The 26,171-nt window shown below is 38.3% G+C and carries 25 protein-coding genes; 12 read left to right on the top strand and 13 right to left on the bottom strand.

Translation table 11 applies throughout. The features are described from left to right. Nucleotides 1-42: 42 nt before the first annotated feature. On the bottom strand, nucleotides 43-1,476 hold the full coding sequence (rpoN, locus tag JR347_RS07535) for an RNA polymerase factor sigma-54 (protein ID WP_205723439.1): 1,434 nt from the start codon (nucleotides 1,474-1,476) through the stop codon (nucleotides 43-45). Nucleotides 1,477-1,622: 146 nt separating this feature from the next. Here rpoN and asnS point away from each other — a divergent pair, with 146 nt between their 5' ends. Next, nucleotides 1,623-3,056 carry an asparagine--tRNA ligase gene (gene asnS, locus JR347_RS07530; RefSeq protein WP_205723438.1) on the top strand — a complete coding sequence of 478 codons (1,434 nt, stop codon included), beginning with the start codon at nucleotides 1,623-1,625 and terminating at the stop codon, nucleotides 3,054-3,056. Nucleotides 3,057-3,112: 56 nt separating this feature from the next. On the opposite strand, the gene JR347_RS07525 is transcribed toward asnS, so the two are convergent. The 6 genes from JR347_RS07525 to JR347_RS07500 all read right to left on the bottom strand — a co-directional run bounded on the left by JR347_RS07525 (nucleotide 3,113) and on the right by JR347_RS07500 (nucleotide 7,835). Then, complete coding sequence (locus JR347_RS07525; RefSeq protein ID WP_205723437.1) at nucleotides 3,113-3,475, bottom strand: T9SS type A sorting domain-containing protein; 363 nt, start codon at nucleotides 3,473-3,475, stop codon at nucleotides 3,113-3,115. Nucleotides 3,476-3,647: 172 nt separating this feature from the next. Beyond that, nucleotides 3,648-5,129, bottom strand: coding sequence for an NAD(P)H-hydrate dehydratase (locus JR347_RS07520; protein WP_205723436.1), 1,482 nt, complete (start codon nucleotides 5,127-5,129; stop codon nucleotides 3,648-3,650). Then, a complete protein-coding gene (locus tag JR347_RS07515; protein WP_205723435.1) occupies nucleotides 5,130-6,347 on the bottom strand; it encodes an NADH-quinone oxidoreductase subunit D in 1,218 nt (405 codons plus the stop codon). Between the two features lie 2 nt (nucleotides 6,348-6,349). After that, nucleotides 6,350-6,862, bottom strand: coding sequence for an NADH-quinone oxidoreductase subunit C (locus JR347_RS07510; protein WP_205723434.1), 513 nt, complete (start codon nucleotides 6,860-6,862; stop codon nucleotides 6,350-6,352). Further along, the gene (locus JR347_RS07505) at nucleotides 6,859-7,374 is read right to left on the bottom strand and encodes an NADH-quinone oxidoreductase subunit B (RefSeq protein ID WP_205723433.1); all 516 of its coding nucleotides are present in this window, start codon (nucleotides 7,372-7,374) and stop codon (nucleotides 6,859-6,861) included. Before JR347_RS07505 ends, JR347_RS07510 begins: the two co-directional genes overlap by 4 nt. Next, entirely contained in the window at nucleotides 7,371-7,835 is a 465-nt protein-coding gene (locus JR347_RS07500) for an NADH-quinone oxidoreductase subunit A (protein WP_205723432.1), read from the bottom strand. The genes JR347_RS07505 and JR347_RS07500 overlap by 4 nt, the downstream gene beginning before the upstream one ends. Nucleotides 7,836-7,980: 145 nt before the next feature. On the opposite strand from JR347_RS07500, the gene JR347_RS07495 reads away from it, so the two are divergent. Then, on the top strand, nucleotides 7,981-8,421 hold the full coding sequence (locus JR347_RS07495; RefSeq protein WP_205723431.1) for a Dps family protein: 441 nt from the start codon (nucleotides 7,981-7,983) through the stop codon (nucleotides 8,419-8,421). Between the two features lie 148 nt (nucleotides 8,422-8,569). Here JR347_RS07495 and JR347_RS07490 read toward each other — a convergent pair whose 3' ends face one another. From JR347_RS07490 to JR347_RS07470, 5 genes are all read right to left on the bottom strand, one after another. Continuing rightward, a complete protein-coding gene (locus tag JR347_RS07490) occupies nucleotides 8,570-9,472 on the bottom strand; it encodes a TolB-like translocation protein (protein WP_205723430.1) in 903 nt (300 codons plus the stop codon). 72 nt (nucleotides 9,473-9,544) lie between these two features. Then, nucleotides 9,545-11,083, bottom strand: coding sequence for a YifB family Mg chelatase-like AAA ATPase (locus tag JR347_RS07485; RefSeq protein WP_205723429.1), 1,539 nt, complete (start codon nucleotides 11,081-11,083; stop codon nucleotides 9,545-9,547). After that, nucleotides 11,084-11,662, bottom strand: coding sequence for a D-sedoheptulose 7-phosphate isomerase (gene lpcA, locus JR347_RS07480; RefSeq protein WP_205723428.1), 579 nt, complete (start codon nucleotides 11,660-11,662; stop codon nucleotides 11,084-11,086). A 10-nt stretch (nucleotides 11,663-11,672) separates the two neighbouring features. After that, nucleotides 11,673-12,038, bottom strand: coding sequence for a hypothetical protein (locus JR347_RS07475; RefSeq protein WP_205723427.1), 366 nt, complete (start codon nucleotides 12,036-12,038; stop codon nucleotides 11,673-11,675). Between the two features lie 62 nt (nucleotides 12,039-12,100). Further along, nucleotides 12,101-13,927, bottom strand: coding sequence for an ABC transporter ATP-binding protein (locus JR347_RS07470; RefSeq protein ID WP_205723426.1), 1,827 nt, complete (start codon nucleotides 13,925-13,927; stop codon nucleotides 12,101-12,103). Nucleotides 13,928-14,527: 600 nt separating this feature from the next. Here JR347_RS07470 and JR347_RS07465 point away from each other — a divergent pair. Genes JR347_RS07465 through JR347_RS07450 form a run of 4 tightly spaced genes read left to right on the top strand, consistent with a single transcriptional unit; the run spans nucleotide 14,528 to nucleotide 18,884 of the window. Beyond that, nucleotides 14,528-14,941, top strand: a complete 414-nt coding sequence (locus JR347_RS07465; protein WP_205723425.1) for a MerC domain-containing protein — start codon at nucleotides 14,528-14,530, stop codon at nucleotides 14,939-14,941. Then, complete coding sequence (locus JR347_RS07460) at nucleotides 14,892-16,118, top strand: GTP-binding protein (protein WP_205723424.1); 1,227 nt, start codon at nucleotides 14,892-14,894, stop codon at nucleotides 16,116-16,118. Before JR347_RS07465 ends, JR347_RS07460 begins: the two co-directional genes overlap by 50 nt. Next, nucleotides 16,115-18,325 carry a DUF5916 domain-containing protein gene (locus tag JR347_RS07455; protein WP_205723423.1) on the top strand — a complete coding sequence of 737 codons (2,211 nt, stop codon included), beginning with the start codon at nucleotides 16,115-16,117 and terminating at the stop codon, nucleotides 18,323-18,325. The genes JR347_RS07460 and JR347_RS07455 overlap by 4 nt, the downstream gene beginning before the upstream one ends. Nucleotides 18,326-18,362: 37 nt before the next feature. After that, the gene (locus JR347_RS07450; RefSeq protein ID WP_205723422.1) at nucleotides 18,363-18,884 is read left to right on the top strand and encodes a hypothetical protein; all 522 of its coding nucleotides are present in this window, start codon (nucleotides 18,363-18,365) and stop codon (nucleotides 18,882-18,884) included. Nucleotides 18,885-19,029: 145 nt separating this feature from the next. Here JR347_RS07450 and JR347_RS07445 read toward each other — a convergent pair whose 3' ends face one another. Beyond that, a complete protein-coding gene (locus JR347_RS07445) occupies nucleotides 19,030-20,721 on the bottom strand; it encodes a hypothetical protein (protein WP_205723421.1) in 1,692 nt (563 codons plus the stop codon). A 128-nt stretch (nucleotides 20,722-20,849) separates the two neighbouring features. On the opposite strand from JR347_RS07445, the gene JR347_RS07440 reads away from it, so the two are divergent. From JR347_RS07440 to JR347_RS07415, 6 genes are all read left to right on the top strand, one after another. Beyond that, the gene (locus JR347_RS07440; protein WP_205723420.1) at nucleotides 20,850-21,092 is read left to right on the top strand and encodes a type B 50S ribosomal protein L31; all 243 of its coding nucleotides are present in this window, start codon (nucleotides 20,850-20,852) and stop codon (nucleotides 21,090-21,092) included. A 72-nt stretch (nucleotides 21,093-21,164) separates the two neighbouring features. After that, nucleotides 21,165-22,352 (top strand): GlmU family protein, encoded by a 1,188-nt coding sequence (locus JR347_RS07435; protein ID WP_205723419.1) that lies wholly within the window; start codon nucleotides 21,165-21,167, stop codon nucleotides 22,350-22,352. Then, the gene (locus JR347_RS07430; RefSeq protein ID WP_205723418.1) at nucleotides 22,349-23,464 is read left to right on the top strand and encodes a DNA polymerase III subunit; all 1,116 of its coding nucleotides are present in this window, start codon (nucleotides 22,349-22,351) and stop codon (nucleotides 23,462-23,464) included. Before JR347_RS07435 ends, JR347_RS07430 begins: the two co-directional genes overlap by 4 nt. Continuing rightward, nucleotides 23,464-24,393: a hydroxymethylbilane synthase gene (hemC, locus tag JR347_RS07425; protein WP_205723417.1), complete on the top strand. Its 930-nt coding sequence runs from the start codon at nucleotides 23,464-23,466 to the stop codon at nucleotides 24,391-24,393. Before JR347_RS07430 ends, hemC begins: the two co-directional genes overlap by 1 nt. A 5-nt stretch (nucleotides 24,394-24,398) precedes the next feature. Continuing rightward, the gene (locus JR347_RS07420) at nucleotides 24,399-25,256 is read left to right on the top strand and encodes a peptidylprolyl isomerase (protein ID WP_205723416.1); all 858 of its coding nucleotides are present in this window, start codon (nucleotides 24,399-24,401) and stop codon (nucleotides 25,254-25,256) included. Then, nucleotides 25,253-26,155, top strand: a complete 903-nt coding sequence (locus tag JR347_RS07415; protein WP_205723415.1) for an SDR family oxidoreductase — start codon at nucleotides 25,253-25,255, stop codon at nucleotides 26,153-26,155. The genes JR347_RS07420 and JR347_RS07415 overlap by 4 nt, the downstream gene beginning before the upstream one ends. Nucleotides 26,156-26,171 lie beyond the last annotated feature (16 nt).

The following is a 26,171-nucleotide window of genomic DNA, read 5'->3' as shown; positions in this document are numbered from 1 at the left end:
GATGAAAAACATAAGATATGAAATTTGCCAGTCTACGTTGCACTACAATTCTTTTCTCAATCTTGCTACCGGTAAATTTAATTGTTCGCGGTACTTCGCCACAGTTCTTCGTGCAATATTATAGCCTTTGGCTTTTAGTAGTTTCTCTAACTTGTCATCAGATAGCGGTTTCTTCTTATCTTCCCCTTCTATAATGATTTTAAGCTCATTTTTCACCTCTCTACTACTCACATCTTCACCTGAATCAGTAGCAATTCCCTCAGAAAAGAAATACTTGAGTGGAAAGATGCCAAAGTCTGTTTGAATGGATTTACTATTGGCGACTCTGGAAACAGTAGAAATATCCATCTTAATAATATCCGCAATGTCTTTTAAGATCATTGGCCGAAGCTTGCTTTCATCACCCTCTAAGAAATACTCATACTGATAATCCAAAATAGCTCGCATAGTATTCAAAAGCGTATGTTGGCGTTGTTTTATAGCATCGATAAACCATTTAGCGGAATCGAGCTTTTGCTTCACAAATGAAACGGTATCCTTTAACTTTTTATCTTTTTTATCGCTCTTATCGTATGCTTTCAGCATCTCAGAATAAGAACGGCTAATTCTAAGTTCGGGAGCATTACGCGAATTCAGTGCCAGCTCCAGCTCACCATTATTATTTTCTAAAATAAAATCCGGAATCAAATATTGGGTTCTGGCCAATCCAGTAGAAGATCCTCCCGGCTTTGGGTTTAACTTCCTGATCAACTCAATCGCATCTTTCACATAATCTTCGTCTTCAAGATCGAGCTTCTTCATAATCTTCGAATAGTGCTTTTTGGTAAACTCATCAAAGCACTGCTCAATAATTAATTTAGCTACGATAACATCAACATTCTGATCATCTGCACGTCTCTCCAACTGAAGCAGCAAGCATTCCTGTAAGTCTCTGGCGGCAATTCCAGGAGGATCAAAAGATTGAATTTTACGGAGTATCTCCTCCACTTCATCAATATCCGTTTCAATATTTTGAGAGAAAGCCAGATCATTAATAATGGCTTCAATTTCTCTTCTTATATAGCCATCTCCTTCAATGCTGCCGATTAGTTGCTTACCAATTGTATACTGACGATCATCTAATTTTAAGTAGCCGAGTTGATTGATAAGTTGTTCGTTAAGCGTGCTGTAGGTGGCGATAGGCATTTCCTTATCCTCATTATCGCCATCACCTTGCATTTTGTAGCCGCTGAAGTCATCATCCCGCAAATAATCATCCACATCCAGATCATCATCACCTGATTCTGCGTCATCATATTCTTCATTATCTACTTCATCAGATTCTTCTTTCCCTTCTTCCAACGTAGGGTTATCTTCCAACTCCTCCTCCACACGGGCTTCAAGTTCAGCCGTAGGTATCTGCAGCAGCTTAATGAATTGTATTTGCTGCGGAGATAATTTTTGTTGTAAACTTTGGGTTAAACCAAGTTTTTGCATGCGCTAATTTTCCTATTTTTTGACCCTAACTAAATATAAATCAAAGTTATTATATTTCCTCTATTCTTTGATAAAAAGCTTTATTTATCGTTTTTTTGCGCTCATTTTTAATTAACCATCACTTAGCAAGAATAGCAAAAAACGCTATGAAAAGAACAAAAATTATTGATGTACTTGATGGTGCCAAAGTAGGCACACAAGTGAACGTAAAAGGTTGGGTAAGAACGTTTAGAAACAACCAATTCATAGCCATAAATGATGGCTCAACAATCAATAATGTTCAGGCCGTTGTTGACTTCAATTCTTTTGACGAGAAGCATTTAAAGCGAGTAACAACTGGCGCATGTATCTCCGTTAATGGTGAGGTTGTAGAATCATTAGGTAAAGGCCAATCTGTTGAAATTAAAGTGGCAGAGTTAGAGATTTTAGGGGATGCAGATCCTGAGAAATTTCCATTGCAGCCTAAGAAACACTCTTTGGAGTTCCTTAGAGAAATTGCGCACCTAAGAGCAAGAACAAATACTTTCGGTGCTATTTACCGCATTCGTCATGCGATGATTTTTGCCGTACATAAATTCTTCACAGACAAAGGGTTCTTCAATATTCATACACCCATAATCACGGGATCTGATGCGGAAGGTGCTGGTGAGATGTTTAAGGTTACTAATTTCGATCTTGATTCTGTGCCTAGGACGGAAGATGGTAGAATTGATTATAAAGAAGACTTTTTTGGTAAGGAGACCAATCTAACTGTTTCTGGTCAATTAGAAGTTGAAACAGCATGTATGGCTCTTTCTGAAGTATACACTTTCGGCCCAACATTCAGAGCTGAAAACTCAAACACTTCCAGGCATCTGGCTGAATTTTGGATGATTGAGCCTGAAATGGCCTTTTATGAGTTGGAAGATAACATGAATCTTGCTGAAGAGTTTTTAAAGTACCTGGTAGGATATGCTTTAGAAAACTGCAAAGATGATTTAGCTTTCTTAGACAACAGGGCTCAGGAAGAGGATAAGGCGAAGCCTCAAAACGAGCGTGCTGAAATGACTCTTTTGGAAAGACTTCAATTCATTGTTGATAATGAGTTTGTGAGATTATCATATACTGAAGCCATTGATATCCTCAGAAATTCTAAACCAAACAAGAAAAAGAAATTCCAATACTTGATTAATGACTGGGGTGCCGATTTACAGTCTGAGCATGAGCGATTTTTAGTGGAGAAACATTTCAAGAAACCGGTAATACTTTTCAACTACCCGAAGGAAATCAAAGCCTTTTATATGCGCCACAATGATGATGGTAAAACAGTAGCTGCAATGGATGTTCTCTTTCCAGGCATTGGTGAAATCATTGGTGGATCTCAGCGTGAAGAACGGTATGATGTGCTAAAGGCTAAAGTAGAAGAGCAAGGCATACCTGAAGAAGATTTATGGTGGTACCTCGACTTAAGAAAATTTGGCTCAGCACCACATAGCGGTTTCGGTCTTGGTTTCGAACGTATGATTCAGTTTGTAACCGGCATGGGAAATATCAGAGATGTGATTCCATTTCCAAGAACACCGGATAATGCAGAGTTTTAATAATCAAAAAACCCTGGCCAGTTGGCCAGGGTTTTCTATTTCAATAACCTTATAAACTATCGTTTCAAGAATTTATAAGTCTCTTTGAACACGTTTTGTTCGTCTTTTATAGCTAGTAGATAATAACCTGGTGAAAGGTCTTCTACACGTAGTCTAAATTTGTCGTCTGATACTTTTTCCACTTCCACATTCACTACGTTTCCAATGATATTGTGAACAGTGAACGAAACATCTTTTAATGTGGAATTGTCAATTTTCACTTCCAGAAAATCAACACTTGGGTTAGGAAAAAGTTTTATTTCATTTTTTACCGATAAAGACTCATTGCTGAATCTATTTAACTCACCAGATTGCGCCAACCCATCAAGGCTTACAGTGCAAATGATTAGAATGATCGATATGTATTTTAAAAATTTCATCAACTATTTCCTGAGCAATAATCGAACCAAATACAATAATTAAATTAGTAATTCGTTATCAAAAAGTTAATACGAATAACCCTACCTAAGGTTACCGCTTCAAAGAAACTAAATTCAAAATTCGGATTTTTAACCCTGTTTACGGGATAATATTGTGAAGCTTAACAATAAATTAACAGATGTGAGCGTATGCTTCGGGTATGAAATTTATTAAATCCCCCGATTTCATAGCAATTGAACCTAATTGATTTTTGGCGAAATCACCAGCGGAGCCATGAAGAAATACCCCCAAAATTGCAGCATCTCTTGATGAATAGCCTTGTCCTAAAATGGAGACAAGCATACCTGTTAAAACATCTCCGCTGCCACCTTTAGCCATTCCTTCATTACCTGTAGAGTTAAAGTAAACTTCGCCATTCGGTAACGAAATTGAACTATGTGCTCCTTTTAATATGATAATAGACTTTAATTTTTTGGAAAGTTCCTTTTGCTTATCCAGTCGTTCGAAATCATTCTGCCAGCTTTCACCTAAAAGTCGTTTGAATTCTTTGGGATGTGGTGTAAGAATCGAATTTTCAGGTATTAATTCCATTAAAACTCTATTGTCACTTAAAATATTGAGTGCATCCGCATCTAAAACGAGTGGTTTTTGATAATCGGTTAAAAAATTGCCAAGAGCTTTTACTGTAGTTGAATCCGTACCCAAGCCAGGGCCTATAGCTATGGCATTGTACCCATCAGAAGTAATAGAAGAAATCAGATTTTCCTGATCATCTAAAATGGTCATTGCTTCAGGAGCAGCAACCTGAAGAATAGAATTACCAACTCTAGGCACCTGTACTGTAAGTAAACCTACTCCAGAACGAAGGGCTGCCTTGGCTGCTAAAACAGCTGCCCCTATTTTTCCAAGACTACCTCCCACAATTAATGCATTGCCGTTCATACCTTTATGATCAAATTTGCCAGTTTGCTTGATTAGGCTCTTAACGAAACTTGCCGTGATATAGTAATTCGAAGTTTCTTGTTCTGAAATGAATTTCTGGCTTAATCCAATATCTACCGTATGCCAGTTGCCAACATATTCATACGTTTCGGGCAGCATAAATGCCAGTTTTGGTAATTGAAAGCTTACGGTGGCATTAGCCCTTACAATTGATTTTCCTTCAGTTGTCCGATCAGCGAATAACCCTGAAGGCATATCAATACTAGCCACCTCTGCGCCTGATTCATTAATTTGCTCAATTAAAATGGCGTACTTACCTTCTGCCGGTCGCGAAAGACCTGATCCAAATATAGCATCAATGATAATATCTGCTTTCGGGAGCTTTGCCTCGGAATCGAATTCAAAAACTTGGGTAGAAAGTCTTTTTAGATTTGTTTTAAAATCATCGGAACCAGAATCTTTATTTCCGATAATTACTACCTTGACCTGATACTTCTTGTCGTGAAGCATACGTGCAACTGCCAGGCCATCACCACCATTATTTCCTGTGCCTGCTACCACTAAAATGCTCTTGTCACTCGTTACCTTTGAAACAAACCATTGAACAAAAGCCTTAGAAGCACGCTCCATTAAATCGAAAGATGATATGGGCTCATGCTCTATGGTATAGGCATCTAAATCTCTGATATTTTCAACGGATAAAATCTTCATTTATCTATCTACTTCTCCTAATACAATATCTATTGAACCTAAAATGGCCACTAAATCGGCTATCATGCCGCCTTTGGCCAGTTCATTAATCACAGATAAATTCACAAAGCAACATGAGCGTGCTTTGCAGCGAAAAGGTATATCACTTTTACCATCTGCGCGAAAGAAAAAGCCGAGCTCTCCTTTCGGGTTTTCTGCTCTAACATATAAATCCTGCGCTTTAGGTCTGATTTTCTTTGGCACTAGTGCCTGCGGGTCAAATTCTTTATCGCGTTTGTAATCTGTCTTCAGTTTTTCGAGACATTGCTCGATTATTTTAACCGACTCATGAACCTCTAAAACCCGTACATACGTTCGATCCCAGCAATCTCCTTTGCTACCCATTTTGCCTTCACCAATTGGAATATCAAAATCCAACTCAGGGTAAACTGAATAACCATCTACTTTTCTCAAGTCGAATTTAAGACCCGAGGCCCTGAGCATAGGCCCGGTAACCCCATAATTTATAGCCAGATTCAATGGGAGCACGCCCACATTAGCTGTACGATCTATGAAGATTTTATTGTCAGTTACTACAGTTTCGAGCTCTTTCAATTTTGGCTTGAGGTAATTGATAAAATCTGTGCATCTATCCTCAAAACCAACGGGAAGATCATAATACAAACCTCCTACCCAAATATAGTTATAAAGCATTCTTGCTCCAGAAGCCCATTCCAGCAGCCGTTGAATATGCTCACGGTCGCGCATCATCCAAAAGAAGGGCGTAAATGCACCAATGTCCATTGCATAGGTTCCAATGGCTACAAAGTGCGATGCCAACCTGTTAAGTTCGGCCACCAGTACGCGTATATATTCAACTCTTTTAGGTATTTGATCAGCAATGCCCAACATCTTTTCTACACCCATCGCATAAGCATGCTCGCTATTCATGGCAGCGAGGTAATCCATACGATCTACATAAGGGATAATTTGATTGTAAGGCAAAGACTCAGCGTGCTTTTCAAAGCAACGATGCAAATAGCCCAAATGGGGAATCACTTCTTTGATTATCTCATTATCTGTAAGCACCTCTAAGCGTAACACACCATGAGTTGATGGATGTTGCGGACCAAGGTTAATTACCAATTCATCTGATTGAAGATTTTCCTGTTTGAACTTATTAGGCTCTGACTTTACCAGATTTTCAGGTGAATATTGATATTGTATCTTACTTTCCAAGCTTAAGATTCCTTTTCCTTGTTCAAACTATCTTCATGTAGCACTGTAATGCCATGATACGTATCCTGCTCTTTATAATCTTTCTTTAGCGGATGGCCAATCCAATCATTAGGAAGTAGTATTCGCCTCAGGTCTGGATGGTTGGTAAATTCTATGCCGTACATATCAAAAACCTCTCTCTCCAGCCAATCTCCTGTTTGCCAGATGTGTGAGACGGTATCAATTTTTGGGGCATTTCTATCTAGCTTTACTTTTACCATCAGGTGATGATCAAAAGGGATAGAATACAAATTATAAATGACCTCCATGCTGCCATCTTCGGGGCCATTATCTAAACCGGTAATGCAACTGAGCATATCAAAATACAATTGATCATTCTCAAAAAGAAAATTCATTGTATTGACTAACTCTTTAGCAGAGATTTCAACTGCTTTAGGTGTAGCATTTTCATCTTCGGAAATGATTACATCTCCTAGCTGCCCTGTGATTAACGATATTATATCTTCAAAACTCATGCTTTTTCCATTAGTTTTTGAACGGCTTTAGGTGCCATGAGCGTTTCATTTCTGATTTTTTCCTGCAATTTCAAAAATCCGCCAATCAATGCTTCTGGTCTTGGAGGGCAACCTGGCACATATACATCCACGGGTATTATTTTATCAACACCCTTCACCACATGATAGCCATGCTCCCAGTAAGGTCCACCACAGTTTGAACAAGAGCCCATTGATATAACATACCTCGGTTCGGCCATTTGCTCATACAATCTTTTTATCCTGTCGGCCATTTTAAAAGTGACCGTACCCGCCACGATCATCACATCAGACTGGCGTGGGGTTGCTCTAGGTGCCATACCAAACCGATCCATATCGTATGCTGATGTTCCTGTACTCATAAACTCGATGGCACAACATGCGAGCCCAAAAGTCATGGGCCACATAGAAGAAAGTCGTGCCCAGTTGATCAAGTCATCAACTTTGGTTACGATAACACCACCGCTATTAAACTTAGAATCCAGTAAACTCACTTAGAATATTTTTTATTGATCTCCTCATACAAATTCATTGGAACAGGAGATGTAAACTCATTTTTTTGAATCTCGCTTTTAGGCCAATCGAGGAAGCCCTTACGCCAAACGTAAGCCAATCCTAAGCCCAAAATACCTATAAACACAAACATCTCAATTAATGAAAACCAGCCCCAAAGACCATTGGTGCCATTTATTAATTCCTCATTACCAAAAACCGTAGCCCAGGGGAACAAAAAGATGATCTCTACCTCAAATAGTAGAAAAATAAGGGCTATCACATAAAAACGAGTATTCACTCTGCCTCTTGCTAAACCCATAGGATCCTCCCCACTCTCGTAGGTTGTTAGTTTTTCATCATTCGGACGGCTGGGGCGCACCAGCTTGGCAGTGATAAGCCCACCGGCTATAAACCCGAGCCCACCAAGAAAAAAGATGACTATGTCCCAGTAATTGTCCATTGGAATCAAATATAAGTATTAAGCTTTGGGTAAGCGAGCAAATTACACGACACATTATAACTATAATCTATGCAAGTATAATAATTATCAATTTTACTTATAATAACCTTTCCACTACTTTTGTCAAACACAAAAAGATGAAGCTATGGATAACAAACAGATAATAGATAAGTTGAATATTTTGTTGGCAGATTATCAGATTTACTATCAAAATTTGAGAGGATTCCATTGGAATATTCAAGGGAAGCATTTCTTTCAATTACACGATAAATTTGAGGAACTATATACTGATTCTGCATTAAAAATAGATGAAGTAGCGGAGCGAATATTGACCATAGAGGGAGCACCACTTCACTCCTTTGACGATTACATAAGTGCTTCTACCATTTCACCGGTGAAAAATGTACATGACGGTGAAAAATCAGTTAAGACAGTTGTGGATAATCTACGAGAACTGCTGTCATTGGAAAGAGAGATTAAAGAAATGGCCATCAAAGCAGGTGACGATGGTACAGAAGACCTGATGTCGGATTTTATTGACGAGCAGGAGAAAACGCTTTGGATGATGAAGGCGTGGCTTAAGTAGTGAAAAATTCAAAGTTTTAGGTTCAAAGTTAGACTACAGACCAACTTTGAACTTCTAATATTGCATTGATTACACCGCCTAACCTTCTATATCTAGACTTCTATATTCAATGTATTAGGCGAGATATTCTTATTAAAACTACAATAGCTTAAAATGTTATTTGCCTTTTATTCTTACCATCAGGATCAATTACATATAATACCTCTTTAGTGATATTATCATTGGCTCCACTGTATACAATTTGATTGGAAACTGACCAAGATGGATATGTCCCATATGCGACCTGTCTCTGATTTGTTCCATCCTGATCCATAATGGTAATTTGAACATTTCTGCTCCATGCAATTTTTAAATTATCAGGTGACCATGTAGGGTATCGATCATCAATATTATCAAGTGTCAATCTTGTTTCTACATTATTTAATAGGTCATATTTGGCTATTTCTAAGGAACTGTACTCAACAGAACCTTTCATATAAACCAATTGATTGCCATCAGTTGAAAACTCCACATCTCTTACATTAATAAAAGAATCATTAAATACCTCAGGTGTGCTATCAAATAATATATTGGTAACCAACAAACTCCCATTTTCATTATTCAGTCTATCGAATAAAAGGTGAGATCCGTCAGGATTATAATCAGGGTAATAATAACTATCAACATCTGAGCTCAATATCCTCTCATCTAGTGAATTTAAATTGATTGAAACAAGCCTTCCTCCAGACATAAATGTTATCGATAAGCCATCTGGAGACCATGTTGGATTATTAAAACTTCCTTCTCTAATTATCTGCCTATTAGTGCCATCTTTATCAATCACATAAAGTCCAGATGGATAATCAGTGGGCTCAGGAAATACCCCGCTTAAATGACTGTAAGCAATTTGACTACCATCCGGAGACCAAGATGGGTATTGATCCCTTTCTGTTACATATAAATCATAAAACTGAGGACTGGGCTCTGGATCTCCTTGTTTTAAATCACAAGAACTTAAAATTATCAATGATAATATTCCGAAAAAGATCAATAAACGTTCAATTTTTATCATCGATGTTCTAAATGTTGATACCGTAATAATATTTCCGAAAAATAATTTATCCAATTGCAACTTTGAAGGAAATCACCCCGCCCAACCTTCTCTATCCAAACTTCTGTATTGAATGGCTTCGGCTAAATGTTCGATTTGAATTTCTTCAGAATCGGCTAAGTCGGCAATGGTTCGGGAAACTTTAAGTATACGATCATAGGCTCTTGCCGATAGCCCTAGTTTCTCCATGGCAGTTTTAAGCAATGTTTTACCTGCCTCATTTATTTGGCACACATCTTTCAACATCTGCGAAGGCATCATGGCGTTGCAATGGATTTCTTTTATATCCTTGAAGCGGTCAATTTGCCTATCTCTGGCAGCTACCACGCGTTCTCTAATATCTGCACTTGACTCTGACTTTCTATTGGCCGTCATTTGATCAAACGAAACAGGAGTTACCTCCACGTGTAAGTCTATACGGTCTAACAAAGGCCCGCTGATCTTACTCAAGTATTTCTGAACAACACCTGGCGCGCACACGCACTCTTTTTCAGGGTGGTTATAATACCCGCATGGGCATGGGTTCATACTGGCAATAAGCATGAAATTGGCCGGATAATCCAATGACACTTTTGCCCTTGAAATAGTTACCTTACGATCTTCCATAGGCTGGCGCATTACCTCTAGCACGGTTCTTTTAAACTCTGGCAATTCATCCAAAAAGAGTACTCCGTTATGTGCCAACGATATTTCACCGGGTTGTGGATTTCCACCACCGCCAACTAAAGCCACATCACTAATTGTATGATGGGGGCTTCTGTATGGCCTTGTGGCTATGAGTGATGCGTTATCACCCAAGCGGCCAGCCACGGAATGTATTTTTGTTGTTTCTAATGCCTCATGCAGACTTAAAGGCGGTAAAATAGAAGCCAGTCTTTTGGCCAACATGGTTTTACCTGCACCCGGAGGGCCAATCATAATGGCATTATGTCCGCCAGCAGCAGCTATTTCTAAAGCCCGCTTAATATTTTCCTGCCCTTGAACGTCTTTAAAATCGGCACTATAGGTATTTACCTCGGTCATAAATACATCTCGTGTATCTATATCCAAAGGTTTTATATCAATAACTCCTTCAAAAAAATCAATAGCTTCTTTTAACGACTCTACGCCAATAACTTCTAAATCATTAACAATGGCCGCCTCTCGTGCATTTTCTTTAGGTAAGATAAACCCTTTGAATTTATTTTTTCGAGCTTCAATAGCTATAGGTAACACTCCTTTGATTGGTCGTAATTTGCCATCGAGTGCTAACTCGCCCATTATTAAATACTCTTCTAACTTTTCAGCACTTATTTGATCTGACGCTTTGAGAATGCTCAGTGCTATCGGTAAATCGTAAGAGCTGCCTTCTTTTCTTATATCGGCAGGAGCCAAATTTACCACCACCTTTTGCCGTGGCATCCGTAAACCATTTTCCTTAATGGCTGACTCAACACGATGCTCACTTTCCTTTACGGCATTATCAGGCAGGCCACTCATATGGAACTTTGTGCCCTGACCAACATTTACTTCAATAGTGATTATTCGTGCATCGACACCATAAACGGCTGCACCAAAAGATTTAGATAGCATTTAAGCAACTAGTTTTTCAACGAGTAAAATAAGAATATGAATGATTTTGATGTGTACTTCCTGCACCCTATCGGCATAACCAAAATGGGGAACACAAATCTCCACATCAGCCATGCCCACCATTTTACCACCACCATTACCAGTAAGTGCAATCACCTTTGCTCCTTTTTTCTTGGCAGCTTCTATCGCATGAATCACGTTTTTTGAATTACCGCTAGTGCTAATAGCTAATAGCACATCTTTATCGGTTGCCAAGCCCTCCACAAATCGAGAAAAGACATAATCAAAACCATAATCGTTACCCACGCACGACATATAACTTGGGTCTGAAATAGCTACAGCTGGCAAAGGGTTACGATTATCTCTAAAACGACCGGTTAACTCCTCAGCAAAATGCATGGCATCGCAATGAGAGCCTCCATTACCACATGAAATAGCTTTACCACCAGACTTTATACTGTTAGCCAATAAGTCAGCGGCTGCCTCAACATTAGCAATGCATACCGGATCTTTAATAAATTTCTCTAAAACGTCTTGTGCGTGTAATAGCTCCTGAGTAATAATGAGCTTCTTGTCCATACCTATATTATTATTCGTCTGCCCCTGAATCCTCTTTTTCTTCACTTTCCCTCACCTCAGGCTTAGCCTCTTTCTTCTTTGGGGTACTTGTTGCCTCTTGCAAATCGAACATTTTTGCTTTCAATGCATTTACCTCTTGCTCTAACGCTGATTTCTCTTTGGAATGACTACGGGCATCTAGTCCTGAAATAAGAACATTTACAAAAAAGAGTATCATGCCAATGGCTGATACATATACCATCAAATCCATTTTTCCTCTTAGCCACAGCAAGAATTCAAAGTCTTCTGATCTGTAGTTCACATAAATTGAAACAACCAGCAGTAAAACATGAAAAATGAAATAGATGATTAAAAATATAGATTTAGGCTTTTTCATAGAAGTATCAATATCTCGACAAGAGTTGGCTTTGGTTGAAATTAAAGCTACAAAAAATTAAACTAAGTATTTTGCATGGCGTTCAGTTTTTTATAAATCCCGCCCTTAGCCAGAAGCTCTTCATGGCCTCCTCTTTCAATGATTTCGCCACTCTGAATAACAATAATTTCATCGGCATGCTGTATTGTGCTTAATCTGTGCGCAATAACTACAGAAGTTCTATTCTTCATTAAGTTAGCCAGTGCTTCTTGCACCAGTTGCTCAGATTCAGAATCAAGTGCAGAAGTTGCCTCATCTAAGATTAGAATTGGCGGGTTCTTTAAAACCGCTCTTGCGATACTTATTCGCTGCCTTTGTCCACCGGAAAGCTTCATGCCGCGCTCACCAATATTAGTTTGATATCCGTTTTCCAGATCGGAAATAAAATTATGTGCATTGGCAATTTTAGCTGCATTGATCACATCTTCTTCATTAGCCTCATCAAGACCAAAAGCTATGTTATTAAAGATGGTATCATTAAACAGAATAGATTCCTGTGTTACAATACCCATCTGTTTTCTTACGGAATCCACTTCGCAATCCCGGATGGATATGCCATCAATTTTAATATCGCCATCAGTAACATCATAAAATCGCGGTATCAAGTCTGCTAATGTAGATTTACCCCCGCCTGACTGGCCAACTAGAGCCACTGTTTGCCCTTTTTTAATTTCGAGGTTGATGCCTTTCAGTACATAATTGCCAGGTTCGTAAGCAAATGATGCATTTTCAAATGTCAGGCTATTCTCAAAGCCGGTTAACACCTTAGCATTTGGCTTATTCTGTATGGCAGGCACATTATCAACCACCTGAAAAATTCTTTCCCCAGAAACTATACCCTTTTGCACTCCAGAAATACCTTGTGAAAATGCTTTGGCTGGTGAGATAATCTGTGAAAAAATAGCCAGATATGTTATAAACTGAGCGGCATTTATGGAAGACTCATTATCCAATACCATTGAACCACCAAACCATAAAATAACCGTAACAATACCGATGCCTAAGAACTCTGAAATAGGCGAACCCAATTCTTTTCTATATGAATAGGATAAGTTAACTCTTCTGTAATAATCTGTTTCCTGATTGATTTTATCGCTCACATAATCACGTGCATTGAAAGCTTTGATAATTCGCATGCCGCCTAATGTCTCATCCAAAATGTTTACAATACGACCCAATGACTCCTGACTTTGAACGGCTTTTCTTTTTAGTTTCCTCACCAAATAACCAAGGGCTCCACCTGCTGTTGGAAGTATTAATATTGTAAATAAAGTAAGCTCTACAGAAATAGTAAAAAGTGCAATGAAGTAAATGATGATCGTCATTGGTTCTCGGAACATCGACTTCGGACTGTTTAATACAGATACTTCTACCTCTTGGACATCGTTCGTTACCCTGGAGATTAAATCCCCTTTACGTTCTGTACTAAAGAAGCCCAAATGCATGCGTGATACTTTATCGTATACATCCATACGTAAGTACTTCACTACATCCAACCTAATCTTTGCACTTATAATAGCTGCCAGGTACCTGAAAATATTAGTAAAGAACACAGACACTAAAACAATGGAGCAAACAAACAGAAGCGCATCCTTTGGCCCATAGTTGATGATTATTTGTGAAAAGTGATAGTTGAATGAATCCGTTAAATACGATGTGCTTAATTCAAAGCCTTCCGGCTTGGCGTATACTACAGTTTTTTCCTGCCCGAAGAGAACATTTAAGAGCGGTATTAATAATGCCAGGTTAAATACGCTAAAGGTTACGCTCAGAATTGTGAAGATCACATATTGAGGGACATAAAGTCTTAAATTTTTGGCGTAACTGAATATTCGAAAAAATACTTTCATATAATGTGCCGCAAAGTAGCGGATAAAAGTTTAAACCCGAATGATGCTTTTAGCATAATTTACCCCTTTGAGTGACGAGTAATTGTTAACAACATGATTTATGAGTTTTATAAATAATCAAATGCAACACTGTTGCATTTAAAAAAATCTTCTTTTACATTAGCTACCTTGAAACGGCTTGTAATCATATCACATCTGTTTTTAGCCAGCTATTTTCTGCTGCTGCCATTAGTATACGCATTACACAGCAAAACACATACTCATGAATATGAGGTTGACAATCAATTAGTTTTTAAAACTGCTGAGCTGTCTACTGAATGTAGTTTCTGTGATTATTATCTCAAAAAACAAACTGAAACATTTGAAAAGGCCTTTCCGCTAAATCAAGATTTAATAATAGAAACCATTGCACTTTCAAGCCATTGTGATCTAATCATATTAGCTAGTTCAGTTGCTTCATCCCGCGCACCTCCGGTGTTCGTATAATCTACCTTTTATCTATTAATACCCATCCAAAATGGATGGCTTACTCTGTTTAACATTAATCATAACAATTATTCCAATGCTGGAAGAAGTTGTCTTGTATACTTCAGATAATCTATGACTGAAAAATCTATTTGGATTGACAAATTAGGGATCTGTCTTTCCTTATGTTGTGGTGTGAAATGCTTGGTTACCACCATTATTTTAGGTCTAGGCACATTTGACATTTTTAATTTCATACTCAATGAACAAGTAGAGTTAGCCATATCTGCGAGCCTATTACTTATTGGCATCACAGCAATGCTGCCTCAGTTCATTATACACCATAATTATGGTTTCATGGGACTTTTTATTGGTGGTTTCGTCCTATTAAAAATCAGTGAAAACATAACCATGCTATGGGTGCAATTGGTCCTTCTATTCCTGGGAGTTCTTGTAATCATTGGAGCCCATTATTTAAATCTAAAATCAAAAAGAAAACATGCTGAATATATTAAAGCGGTCAAAAAAGCTACCGGTTACAGTTCTTAGTGGATTTCTAGGAGCCGGTAAGACTACGCTCCTCAATCACATACTTAACAACCGTCAAGGATTAAAGGTAGCTGTGATTGTCAACGATATGAGTGAAGTAAATATTGATGAAAAGCTCATAGCTAATGGTGCCAAACTTTCGAGAACGGATGAAAAGTTGGTGGAAATGAGTAATGGTTGTATTTGCTGCACACTTCGTGAAGATTTGATGATCGAAGTGGAGAAACTAGCAAAAATGAACAAATTCGATTATTTATTGATTGAAAGCACCGGTATCTCTGAACCTATTCCGGTGGCTCAGACTTTCTCTTTTGCTACAGGCGATGAGTTGTATGATCTCACCAAGTTTAGTAAACTGGACACTATGGTAACGGTAGTTGATGCCTTCAATTTCTTTAAGGATTTTGGAAGTGCCGATACTGTTTTGGATCGCAACATGACTGATGATGATCAAGACCATCGATCCATAGTTAATTTACTTACAGATCAGGTTGAATTTGCCAACGTGATTTTACTTAACAAAACTGATCTGGTCAATGAAGTTCAGCTTGGATTACTAGAAAATACAATTCATAAACTAAATCCAACTGCCAAGATTATTCGAACATCAAATAGCCAAATAGACCCGAAAGAAATTCTCAATACGGGATTATTTGATTACGATGTGGCAGAACAATCAGCTGGATGGCAAAAGGAATTAGAACTAGCGCAAAAAGGAATTTCGCATAGCCCTGAAACAGAAGAATATGGTATAGGCTCATTCGTTTATCGACAAGCTAAACCATTTCATCCACAACGATTTTTAGAATATGCGGCCCGCAGTTTTCCGCCATCTGTGGTTCGTAGTAAGGGCATATTCTGGTTAGCCTCAAGACCTGAATATGCCCTCCTGTGGAGTCAGGCTGGAGGCTCAATGAAAGCCGAAATATATGGAAGGTGGTGGGTCAGTGTCTCCATGCGAGAACGTGCCATGAATCCTAACTATCTAGAGCATCAGGAAGAGTTACAGGCCAAATGGGATAAAAAATGGGGCGATCGCATGACCGAGCTTGTGTTCATCGGCATGGATATGGATAAAGAAAAAATTGTATCTGAATTAGATCAATGCTTGTTGAGTGAGGTGGAGATTAAGGAGATGGAGGAAGGAATTGGATTTGAAGACAATTGGCCGTTATGAAATTCTTCTATTACGTTTTTTTGACTATTGTGTTTTTCAAAACTATCACTTGTTTTGCTCAAGATGACCAAAATTTCCCACCTCCACAAAACCCACCTTCTGTTACAGCACAAAAAGCAACCGGACAGATTAAAATTGATGGTAAGCTTATTGAGGGTGATTGGCAAAACGCAAAGGTTGTAAAAGAGTTCTTTCGTATGGAGCCTAGACAGGGAAGAGATTATCTATACGATACGGAAGTAAGACTGCTTTACGATGAAAAAAATTTATATATTGGAGCATTTTGCAAGGATTCTTTAGGGAAAAGCGGTGTTAGGGTTCAGGATTTAAGGAGAGACTTTGACTCTAATGAAAACGATATTTTTTTTGTACAGCTAGACCCACAAAACCTGAAACAGTATTGTGTTTCTTTCCAAACAACACCTTATGGTAACCAAAGAGACCTTCAAAATTTCAATGACAACAATACCGATAATGACTGGAATGCTCTGTGGTCAGTTCGAACTCAACGAACAGATTCCGGATATTATGCTGAATTTGCCATCCCATTCAAGTCTATCAGATATGAAGATACCGGGCAAGACACACAGCCTAGTTGGGGGATTACATTCAGCCGATTAGCTCGAAGAGATTATGAGCAAACTGTATTTCCAGCCATTCCTCAATCATTCTCACCTTATCGCATGACCTATGCCGCTACGTTAGAAGGGCTTGAGCTTCCTGAACCAAGTGCGAACATAAGAGTAGAACCTTATACTCTTTTTCAATACGACAGGATTGAAGATGGTGATGGCACCTCAACCAAAAGCGATATGAAATTTGGAGGTGATGTAAAGTGGGCTATTAATCCTCAATCAGTATTAGACCTTACTTTTAACACTGACTTCGCCCAAGCTGATGTGGATCGGGCGGTTAATAACCTGGAGCGATTTAACATTTTCTTCCCAGAAAGACGGCAATTCTTTCTGGAGAATTCGGGCATTTGGGCGGGGGCAAATAATAGAGCTGTTGTTCCATTTTTTAGTAGAACCATTGGCTTGCAAGGGAACTTCAACGCTGAGCCTGCCAGAATTAATGCCGGTGGCCGCTACACTATGCGCAATGAGAACAGGTCTATTGCAGGATTATATATCAATCAGGCCGAAACGGAGAATTCAGCTGGAGCCAGCTTTATGGTAGGCCGTTACCTTCAAAACTATGGGAATGAAAACAACATCGGTGTAATGGTGACCCATCGCCTCGATCAACAATCACAAGAATTAGGCGTTCGCCAAAGTGACAATACAACCATAACTTTAGATGGGTTTGTAAGACCAAAAGATACATGGAATGTCTCCTACCTTGTATCAGGCTCGAGAGATAATTCTAATGACACATTAGGAATTGCCGGACGGATTGCCGTGCAGACCCGTACCAATAAGTACTATTTGGGATATATTACTGATATAGTATCGGAAGACTACAACCCAGATATGGGTTTTGTATTTCAGAAAAATGTAGTTCGCCACAGTCCCGGTGGGTACTACATTTGGCGCCCAAAAAAAACACCTTGGATTAGACGATCAGACCCGGGATTTTTTTTTAATTACAATCATGATTTTAATGACCCTAGCCAATTTCAACAAGCAAGCATCTACATTTTTCCAGTATACACATGGTTTAAAGACAATAGCTTCGTAGAAGTTTCAATGACACCAACATGGCAAAATATAAATTTTGAATTTGCTCCTCTCGGGATTCCAATTCCGCAAGATCAATACTTTTATACACGTTATTTAATTCGGTATAATACCGATCAATCTAAGAAGTGGTCATTATCAGGTACTTATGATTTTGGTAATTTCTATAATGGGCAGAGACAGACCTTTAGTGCTTTTGGCCGTTTAGCCCCTATTCCACATATCGCTATAACAGCCTATTATGAGCGTAATGATCTTACTAGTCTCGGTGAGAATCGCGAAGATTTAACCACACATCTCACCACCATTGGTTCTCGGTTTGCTTTAAATCCCAGAGTGCAGTTATCGGCTTTTTATCAGTACAATACCTTTGATGAGCAAGGTCGATGGAATGTGCGGGCAAGCTGGGAGTATCGACCACTTTCATTTATTTATCTAGTATTCAATGATACCCGAATCGATCAGTTTGAAACTCCGTTTGAAGAGCAACAATTCATAGGTAAGCTGACTTTTCTCAAGCAATTTTAATATATTGTAATTATCAATTAACAAAACAATCTAAAACATGAAAAGAAAATCCTTTATTATAGCATTATCTCTGGGTGTCGCAATGTTTTTTGCTGCATGTAGCTCAAATCCTGCCGAATCAGAGGAACATAAGAATTTAGTAAGCGACCATGAATCTATGGAAGCGGCACATGAAGAGATGGAAAAGCTTCATTCAGAAATGGAAAGCTTACATGAGCAGATGTTAGCAGATCATCAGGCAATGTCAGGTGATGCACCAGACAGCCTTCACATGGCAATGGAAGCATCTCATGGTGCAATGATTTCCAAACATGAGGAATTGATAGCCTCACACAAAACTTTGTTAAATAGCCACAAAGAATTGGAAGATAAGCATGCAGCCGGAGAGGTAGACATGGAATCAATGATGAAGGAACACGAAAACATGAAAGCCGAACATGAAACTATGAAGGCTGATCATGAAGCTATGGTCAGCGAACATGAGAAAGTAAAAGCAGATCATGAAAACATGAAAAGTGAGCATCAATCAATGCCGGTAACTGAAGAAAACGAGGACTAATTAATTTGAAAAGAACCTCTCATAGCAATATGAAGGTTCTTTCTTTACTCTATTTAGGAATACCAGCTACATACTTAACTTTCCAATACCTATTCCAATCATCTGAAAATTCCACTAATCAAATTCTATCAGACTTGATACCGGATTAAAACTCGTGAAGCCTTTGTGGAATATTCCAGCGTACGCTAAGCGATAAGAAATTTGTATCTGAATCCGCTGAGGCAATATCTGTGGACAAATTTCTGCTCACAAGCTTACCATCAATAAAAAAGTTATGCTTAAACATATAACTGGCCGTTAAATCAATATATGTTAATTCTGCTTTCTGGCCTTGGGCTATTTCGTTACCAAAATCCATTTCTCGAGAAACATTATTTAACAAAATATTACCACCCCAATTTTCGCCAGCTCCATCAAAACCATACTGAGCATAAATAAGCTTTCCCGTTAGATAAAGCCTATCAATTGGTTGATATCTCACGATACCTATTCCTTCATAGAAATTTGCTCCTAATGGATGAGCTAAAGACTGTCGGTAGTGTGAATAACTACCATATTGTGAGCTGTGAGAGTATGTATAAGGTCTTGCCAGGTTAGCCTCTGCTTGCAAGTCCAGGTTATTAATTCCAAAAGCATCGATATACTCTGCACCTAACTGCACTGCAAACTTGTTTGCCCACCAGCCAGAACCTTCTTTTAGGTTTTCAAGTAGAAATTCATCCAGCGTGAATTGTCCGTAAAAGGAAATGCCTTTTGCTGCCAGCCATTTAAAATCGAGCCCTAACAGAACATTATCAGTACTGCCGTTTTGCTGCTCCACGGCTCTATAGAATATGATCGGATTTAAGTACCTAATATCTATATTATGATTTCCAAGAGAATCTGTACGATCGAAAATAACAGATTCAAAAACACCGATATTTAATTTTTTACCTATGTTGATACCTAAGTGGTGAAATGCCATGTATTTTTCAGGATAGCCATTATTGGCAGTTAGGCCTCCAGCATTGCCAAAAACATCTGAAGTTAGATTAGCAAAAATATTCGTGTAATTAATCTTCCAAACCTGTGTATTCAACTTCAAAAAGAGGTAGGCAGGGGCATTATCTGAAAGTATCATAGATCGGTGTCCGTTTCCAATTGTGAACCGATCATGTCCAAATTGAAGGTTAATATGTTTGGTGGCATTAAAGGTTATATAACCTCGGGCAGTAAAAAAATCTACACCATCATCTTTATACCCCTTCCAAAACCCTTCGTGCGGTACTACAAAATTGCTTGCAATATTTTGCCGAACATAGAATGGGTTTATAATTTGATTTTCGCCAATGTAAGAATAGAAACCAACCTTATTATCTACCACACCACGAATTTGTACTCCACGCGTATTAGTTTGAGTAGTGACATCATCTTCAGACTCTTTGCCACCACTTAAGTGTAAAACAGGGTTAATATGAAGATCAAAATTCTTTTCTCTTACATGGTATAAGTCTGACTTTGACCTATAAAAATGTTTTAGAAATGGTTTTCTGCTTACATTCTCTTCCGTGCCGGTCCATTCCCAGTTATCATTTCTTAAATACTCCAGGTTAAACTTATCCTGATGCGACAATTGCTCATCTGCATTTAAAAGAGAATCGGCATACTGACCAATGGAAGATCTTGTATAACCTTTCAAACTGGTATGAAAATATGGGTTTAATTGTCCGTACTTTATTTCATATCTATCTATGAGATGATAATAATCTTCATTTAGTGGTGCTAAACTACTTTGTGCAGTAGCAAATTGATAGAACGATAACGCCAAAAAAAGTGTTAGAATGATGCTTTTACCCATATTTTGCAAAATACATAAAAAATGGTTTTATCTTTGAAGAATAAAGTAAGGAAAAGTTTTGTTGTTATTCATCAAACTTTTAATTTTGTGCCTCTTTTGAGAAGAACGAGTTAGAAAAGGTTACTACAATGAAAAAAGATATACATCCTAATTACAGAGAAGTTATTTTCCACGATACTTCAAGTGATTTCAAATTTATGACGAAATCTACCATTGACACGAATGAAACAATGAAGTGGGAAGATGGCAATGAATACCCTTTAGTAAAAGTGGAAGTAAGCTCTGCTTCTCACCCATTTTACACTGGTAAGAAATTATTCGTTGATACTGCTGGTAGAGTAGAGAAATTCAACAAAAAATATAAGAAGTAAGAAACACAAGTTTCTACTTTATAAAAGTCTTCAAGATGAGCTTATCTTGAAGACTTTTTTATTTTTGTGGGCATGAACATAATACTGTTTGATGATCCGACCATCAGAAAATCGCTTTTGCCTCTAACTTATACCAGGCCTGTTTCTGAAATACGTGTAGGAATACTAACAATTACTGAAAAATGGCAGAAGAGATTTGATAATCCTGTTTCTTACAGAACGGAAGATTATCTCTCAGCCAAATACCCTGAAGTAACTGAAGAAAAGAATTTATTTATTAATGGTGCTTTGTGTCCGGATGGAAAACTAATAGCTGCAATTAATAAACTTGGAGATAACGAAGCTTTAATAAAAAACAGAACAACATTAGCAGCAAAATGTAGCGAACTGAATTTAGCCGACCTTTCCTCATTAAAGACAACAGAATATGAAATTGAAGTTGCTTTGATCAACCAGCCATGGAAGATTTTTAAACAAAACGCTGCTCAAATTCAGGAAGACTTTACCTTAATAACAAAAGGAAGATCATCAGCAACTATCACAGATTTACATACCGTTACATACGGGAAAGAAAATATATTTATTGAAGAAGGCGCCTCTATTAGATCTGCCATCATCAATGCTGAAAATGGCCCTGTTTATATTGGGAAGAATAGTCATATTCACGAAGGCGCCATTATTAAAGGTTCATTTGCGCTTTGCGAAGGTGCCCACGTAAATATGGGAGCTAAAATTAAAGGTGACAGCACCATAGGCCCATTTTCTAAAGTGGGTGGTGAAGTAAGCAACTCGGTAATTTTTGGGTATAGTAATAAAGGACACGATGGTTTTATAGGAAATACAGTCATTGGCCAATGGTGTAATTTGGGTGCCGATACCAATACCTCCAACCTCAAAAACAACTATGACACCGTAAAGCTGTGGAGTTACGAAAAAGGTGGATTTAAAGATTCTGGTGAGCAATTCTGCGGGTTAATTATGGGTGATCATTCTAAATGCGGCATCAATACCATGTTCAATACTGGAACGGTAGTGGGTGTGTCTTCCAATATTTTTGGTTCTGGCTTCCCGCGTAATTTTATACCTTCTTTTGCTTGGGGCGGAGCAGCAGGCTTTACTACATTTCAAAAACCAAAAGCTGATGAAGTAGCAGAAAGAGTAATGGCCAGAAGAAATATTGATTACACAGAGCAGGAAAAGGAAATCATGCATCACATTTTTGAATTATCTGCTGACTACAGAATTTGGGATAAGAAATGAGATTTTCTGAAATAGCAGGTTTAGAGGAAAAGAAAAAGCAGCTCATTGGTGCAGTAAAGAATAATAATGTAGCTCATGCTCAATTATTTGCTGGCAAGGAAGGTAGCCCCAACTTACCAATGGCTATAGCTTATGCATCTTATCTTAATTGTGAAAGCCCAACAGATGATGACTCGTGTGGTGAATGCCCGAGTTGTTCTAAAAACTCAAAATATGTACACCCTGATGTGCATTTTGTGTTTCCGGTAAGTGCTACAAAAGATATAAAGTCTGATGAAGCGATAAGCGAAAAATTTATGCCCGATTGGCGTAAATATTTAACCTCTACACCCTTTGGAAATCTGGATGCCTGGACGGCAGTTTATGGCGGGGAGAACAAACAGGTAAATATTTCAAAACGTGAGAGTAGAGAGATCATCAAAAGACTTTCATTAAAAGCATTTGAAGGTAAGTACAAAATAATGATTGTTTGGCTACCGGAATATATGCACACTACTGCTGCTAACGGCATTCTAAAAATACTCGAAGAACCACCAGAAGATACGGTATTCATTCTGGTATCTAATGACTACGATAGGCTTTTAACTACCATCACTTCAAGAACTCAGATGGTAACAATTCCGCCATTTGATGATTCTGCCATCATAGAATTATTGGTAAAGGAGGGCATTGATCAAGAGCAGGCAAATAAAATTGCCCCTGTGGCAGATGGCGACCTAAACACAGCACTTCGCATTGCCAATAACTTAGAAGATGATAGTCATGAATTATTTGCTAACTGGATGCGCTCTTGTTTTAAGCGTGATTTTGGCTCACTCGTTCAGCTTTCTGAAGATTATCACAAAACTAGTAAGCTATCGCAACGTAGTTTATTTAAATATGCACTTTCCATTTACAGAGAGGCTTTAATTTATCAGAATGCCCCTCAAATAAATAAAGTGAATGGGCAGGTTTTAGAATTCACCAAGAAGTTTAGTGCAGCATTGGATGAAACCAAAATTTCTAAAATCTCTACATTAATAAGCGAAGCGTTGTATCATTTAGAAAGGAATGGAAGTCCTAAAATGATATTCCTTGATTTATCACTTCAAATAGCCGGAAGCATTAAATAATGGATAAAATAAAAATAGGAACGAGGGGAAGCAAGCTCGCATTATGGCAAGCTTATCACATTCAAGACTTGTTAGCTGCGGCAGGATTAGAATCTGAGATTATCACCATTGAAACCATAGGCGATAAAATACTTGACGTAAGTATTGCTAAAATTGGAAGTAAAGGTGTGTTTACCGAAGAAATAGAAGAGCAGTTAAGCATTGGCACAATAGATATTGCTGTGCATAGTGCCAAAGATATGCAGTCGGTTTTACCTGATGGATTTGAGCTCATTGCATTCACTGAGAGAGAAGTTGTTAATGATGTTTTAGTTAGTGAAAAATCAGATATAAGCCTTAGCGATGAAAACCTAGTGATTGGTACTTCTTCCACAAGGCGCGTAGCACTATTGAAACACTACTATCCGCATATTAAGACTGTGCCTGTAAGAGGGAATCTGCAAACAAGAATCCAGAAAATGAAAGATGGTGCTTGTGATGCTTTACTATTGGCGTATGCAGGAATGCATCGAATGGGTTACAGCTCATTAATTAGAAAAAGGCTTGACCTTGATGAGTTTATTCCAGCGGTTGGTCAGGGTAGCGTGGCTATTGAATGTTATAAATCAATAAATCCTGAGAAAAAACAAGCAATAAAAAAGGCCGTTTCCCACCCTCAAACTGAAATAAGATTGGAAACCGAGCGTGCATTTTTGAGAACACTGGAAGGCGGCTGTAGCATACCAGTATTTGGACTCGCGGATCTCGATAACAAAACAGTGAAAATGAAAGGCGGTATCGTTAGTCTGGATGGGCAAGAAATAATAATTAAGGAAGTGACAGGCTCCGCTGAAGATGCCAAGAGCCTGGGCGAAAAATTAGCCAATGAGGTATTAAATGCTGGTGGAGCGGAAATTTTAAAAGAAATAAAAGAAGAATTAAAGAAGTAAGAGCAATGAAGAAAGTAATCTATTTAGTGATTTTGGTTGTACTAGCCTCTTGTGCTACAGACAAGGATTATATCGTTACTATCCACACTACGCATGGCGATATGAAAGCGGTATTATTTGATGAAACTCCAAAACACAAAGAGAATTTTATCAAACTGGCTAAAGAAGGTTACTTCGATAGCACATTGTTTCACCGTGTTATCAAAGACTTTATGATTCAGGGTGGTGACCCTAACTCTAAAGGAACTGAGCCTGGCGCTAGACTTGGAAATGGCGGGCCTGGTTATACCGTCCCGGCAGAATTCAATAAAGATTTATTTCATGTGAAAGGTGCATTATCAGCCGCCAGACAAGGCGATCAGGTAAACCCTAAAAAAGAATCTAGCGGAAGTCAATTTTATATTGTGCAGGGTAAAGTTTGGAGCGAAGAAGAGTTGACTGTTGACATGAACAAATTGGGCAGAGCTGGCCAACAGATGATGCAAAAGCCTAAAAACGATTCGATCAAAAATATGCTTATCAACATTTATCAAACTGAAGGGCCGAATGCTTATGGTAAAAAACTTGTGGAACTGAAAGATTTCATTGAAGAAGACATGCAAGTAGATGTAGATAAAGAAATTCCGCAAGAGCGACTAGATGCATATACTACAATTGGTGGTGCTCCGCACTTAGATGATGAGTACACTGTATTTGGTAAAGTAGTAGAAGGGCTCGATGTAATTGATAAAATAGCTGCTGTAGAAACAGATAGAACCGACAGACCAAAAGAGAATGTAGTTGTTACTATGGAAGTTGAAGAACTACCAAAGAAGAAAATTACAAAACTCTACGGATACGAATATCCTGCTGAAGAGAAATGAAAATATTAATTACGGGCAGTAATGGGCTTTTAGGCCAGAAACTTGTAAAGCTTCTCATTGAAAATAATGAAGAAGTTATTGCTACTGCCCATAATGGAAATCGCCTTCCTGCTAAATATTCCGGCTACACCTTCGAGGTAATGGATATTACAGATCCTGTTAGCGTACAGAAGGTACTGCAAAAACATAACCCTGAAGCTGTTATTAATACAGCAGCCATGACTAATGTGGATGAATGCGAGAAGGATAAAGAAGGTTGTGATTTATTAAATGTAGAAGCTGTCAAACATTTAATTGAAGGATGTAATCATATACATGCACATCTAATTCATCTTTCAACTGACTTTATATTTGATGGCAGTCATGGCCCGCTGGCCGAAGATGAACAGCCCAATCCAATCAGCTATTATGGCGAGAGTAAGCTGAAATCAGAACAACTGGTCAAGAAGGATAGTAAAAAATGGAGCATTATCAGAACGGTTTTAGTGTATGGTATTGCTCATGACATGAGCCGATCAAACATTATACTTTGGGTGAAGAATAGTTTGGAAAATGGCAAAAACATTCAGGTAGTGAATGATCAATGGCGAACTCCTACCCTGGCTGAAGATTTGGCCGAAGGCTGTTATTTAGTTACCAAGAATAAAGCGGAAGGTATCTTTCATATAAGTGGAAGCGACATGCTTACTCCCTACGAAATAGCGATAAAAACTGCTGATTTTTTCGATTTAGATGCTAGTCTTATTGAAGAAACCGATGGTTCGAAGTTTACACAACCGGCAAAACGACCGCCCAAAACAGGTTTTATTATCGAAAAAGCTAAGAAACAACTCGGCTATCAACCCCATAGTTTCACAGAAGGTCTAAAAGTTTTGGCGGGTCAATTACAAAGCAGCTAAGGAAAATTGGTATATT

The sequence above is a fragment of the Fulvivirga lutea genome (assembly GCF_017068455.1).
GTDB lineage: Bacteria > Bacteroidota > Bacteroidia > Cytophagales > Cyclobacteriaceae > Fulvivirga > Fulvivirga lutea.
This window is presented reverse-complemented; position numbering and strand designations above follow the sequence as displayed.

Excerpts from the sequence above, each read along its gene's own strand:
- JR347_RS07460 (WP_205723424.1), top strand. The coding sequence starts at position 14,892 with ATGCTGAATATATTAAAGCGGTCAAAAAAGCTACCGGTTACAGTTCTT.
- JR347_RS07490 (WP_205723430.1), bottom strand. The coding sequence starts at position 9,472 with ATGATAAAAATTGAACGTTTATTGATCTTTTTCGGAATATTATCATTG.
- lpcA (WP_205723428.1), bottom strand. The coding sequence starts at position 11,662 with ATGGACAAGAAGCTCATTATTACTCAGGAGCTATTACACGCACAAGAC.
- JR347_RS07525 (WP_205723437.1), bottom strand. The coding sequence starts at position 3,475 with ATGAAATTTTTAAAATACATATCGATCATTCTAATCATTTGCACTGTA.
- JR347_RS07445 (WP_205723421.1), bottom strand. The coding sequence starts at position 20,721 with ATGGGTAAAAGCATCATTCTAACACTTTTTTTGGCGTTATCGTTCTAT.
- JR347_RS07440 (WP_205723420.1), top strand. The coding sequence starts at position 20,850 with ATGAAAAAAGATATACATCCTAATTACAGAGAAGTTATTTTCCACGAT.
- JR347_RS07520 (WP_205723436.1), bottom strand. The coding sequence starts at position 5,129 with ATGAAGATTTTATCCGTTGAAAATATCAGAGATTTAGATGCCTATACC.
- JR347_RS07465 (WP_205723425.1), top strand. The coding sequence starts at position 14,528 with ATGACTGAAAAATCTATTTGGATTGACAAATTAGGGATCTGTCTTTCC.
- JR347_RS07495 (WP_205723431.1), top strand. The coding sequence starts at position 7,981 with ATGGATAACAAACAGATAATAGATAAGTTGAATATTTTGTTGGCAGAT.
- JR347_RS07435 (WP_205723419.1), top strand. The coding sequence starts at position 21,165 with ATGAACATAATACTGTTTGATGATCCGACCATCAGAAAATCGCTTTTG.
- rpoN (WP_205723439.1), bottom strand. The coding sequence starts at position 1,476 with ATGCAAAAACTTGGTTTAACCCAAAGTTTACAACAAAAATTATCTCCG.
- hemC (WP_205723417.1), top strand. The coding sequence starts at position 23,464 with ATGGATAAAATAAAAATAGGAACGAGGGGAAGCAAGCTCGCATTATGG.
- JR347_RS07485 (WP_205723429.1), bottom strand. The coding sequence starts at position 11,083 with ATGCTATCTAAATCTTTTGGTGCAGCCGTTTATGGTGTCGATGCACGA.
- asnS (WP_205723438.1), top strand. The coding sequence starts at position 1,623 with ATGAAAAGAACAAAAATTATTGATGTACTTGATGGTGCCAAAGTAGGC.
- JR347_RS07500 (WP_205723432.1), bottom strand. The coding sequence starts at position 7,835 with ATGGACAATTACTGGGACATAGTCATCTTTTTTCTTGGTGGGCTCGGG.
- JR347_RS07430 (WP_205723418.1), top strand. The coding sequence starts at position 22,349 with ATGAGATTTTCTGAAATAGCAGGTTTAGAGGAAAAGAAAAAGCAGCTC.
- JR347_RS07510 (WP_205723434.1), bottom strand. The coding sequence starts at position 6,862 with ATGAGTTTTGAAGATATAATATCGTTAATCACAGGGCAGCTAGGAGAT.
- JR347_RS07450 (WP_205723422.1), top strand. The coding sequence starts at position 18,363 with ATGAAAAGAAAATCCTTTATTATAGCATTATCTCTGGGTGTCGCAATG.
- JR347_RS07470 (WP_205723426.1), bottom strand. The coding sequence starts at position 13,927 with ATGAAAGTATTTTTTCGAATATTCAGTTACGCCAAAAATTTAAGACTT.
- JR347_RS07420 (WP_205723416.1), top strand. The coding sequence starts at position 24,399 with ATGAAGAAAGTAATCTATTTAGTGATTTTGGTTGTACTAGCCTCTTGT.
- JR347_RS07415 (WP_205723415.1), top strand. The coding sequence starts at position 25,253 with ATGAAAATATTAATTACGGGCAGTAATGGGCTTTTAGGCCAGAAACTT.
- JR347_RS07475 (WP_205723427.1), bottom strand. The coding sequence starts at position 12,038 with ATGAAAAAGCCTAAATCTATATTTTTAATCATCTATTTCATTTTTCAT.
- JR347_RS07455 (WP_205723423.1), top strand. The coding sequence starts at position 16,115 with ATGAAATTCTTCTATTACGTTTTTTTGACTATTGTGTTTTTCAAAACT.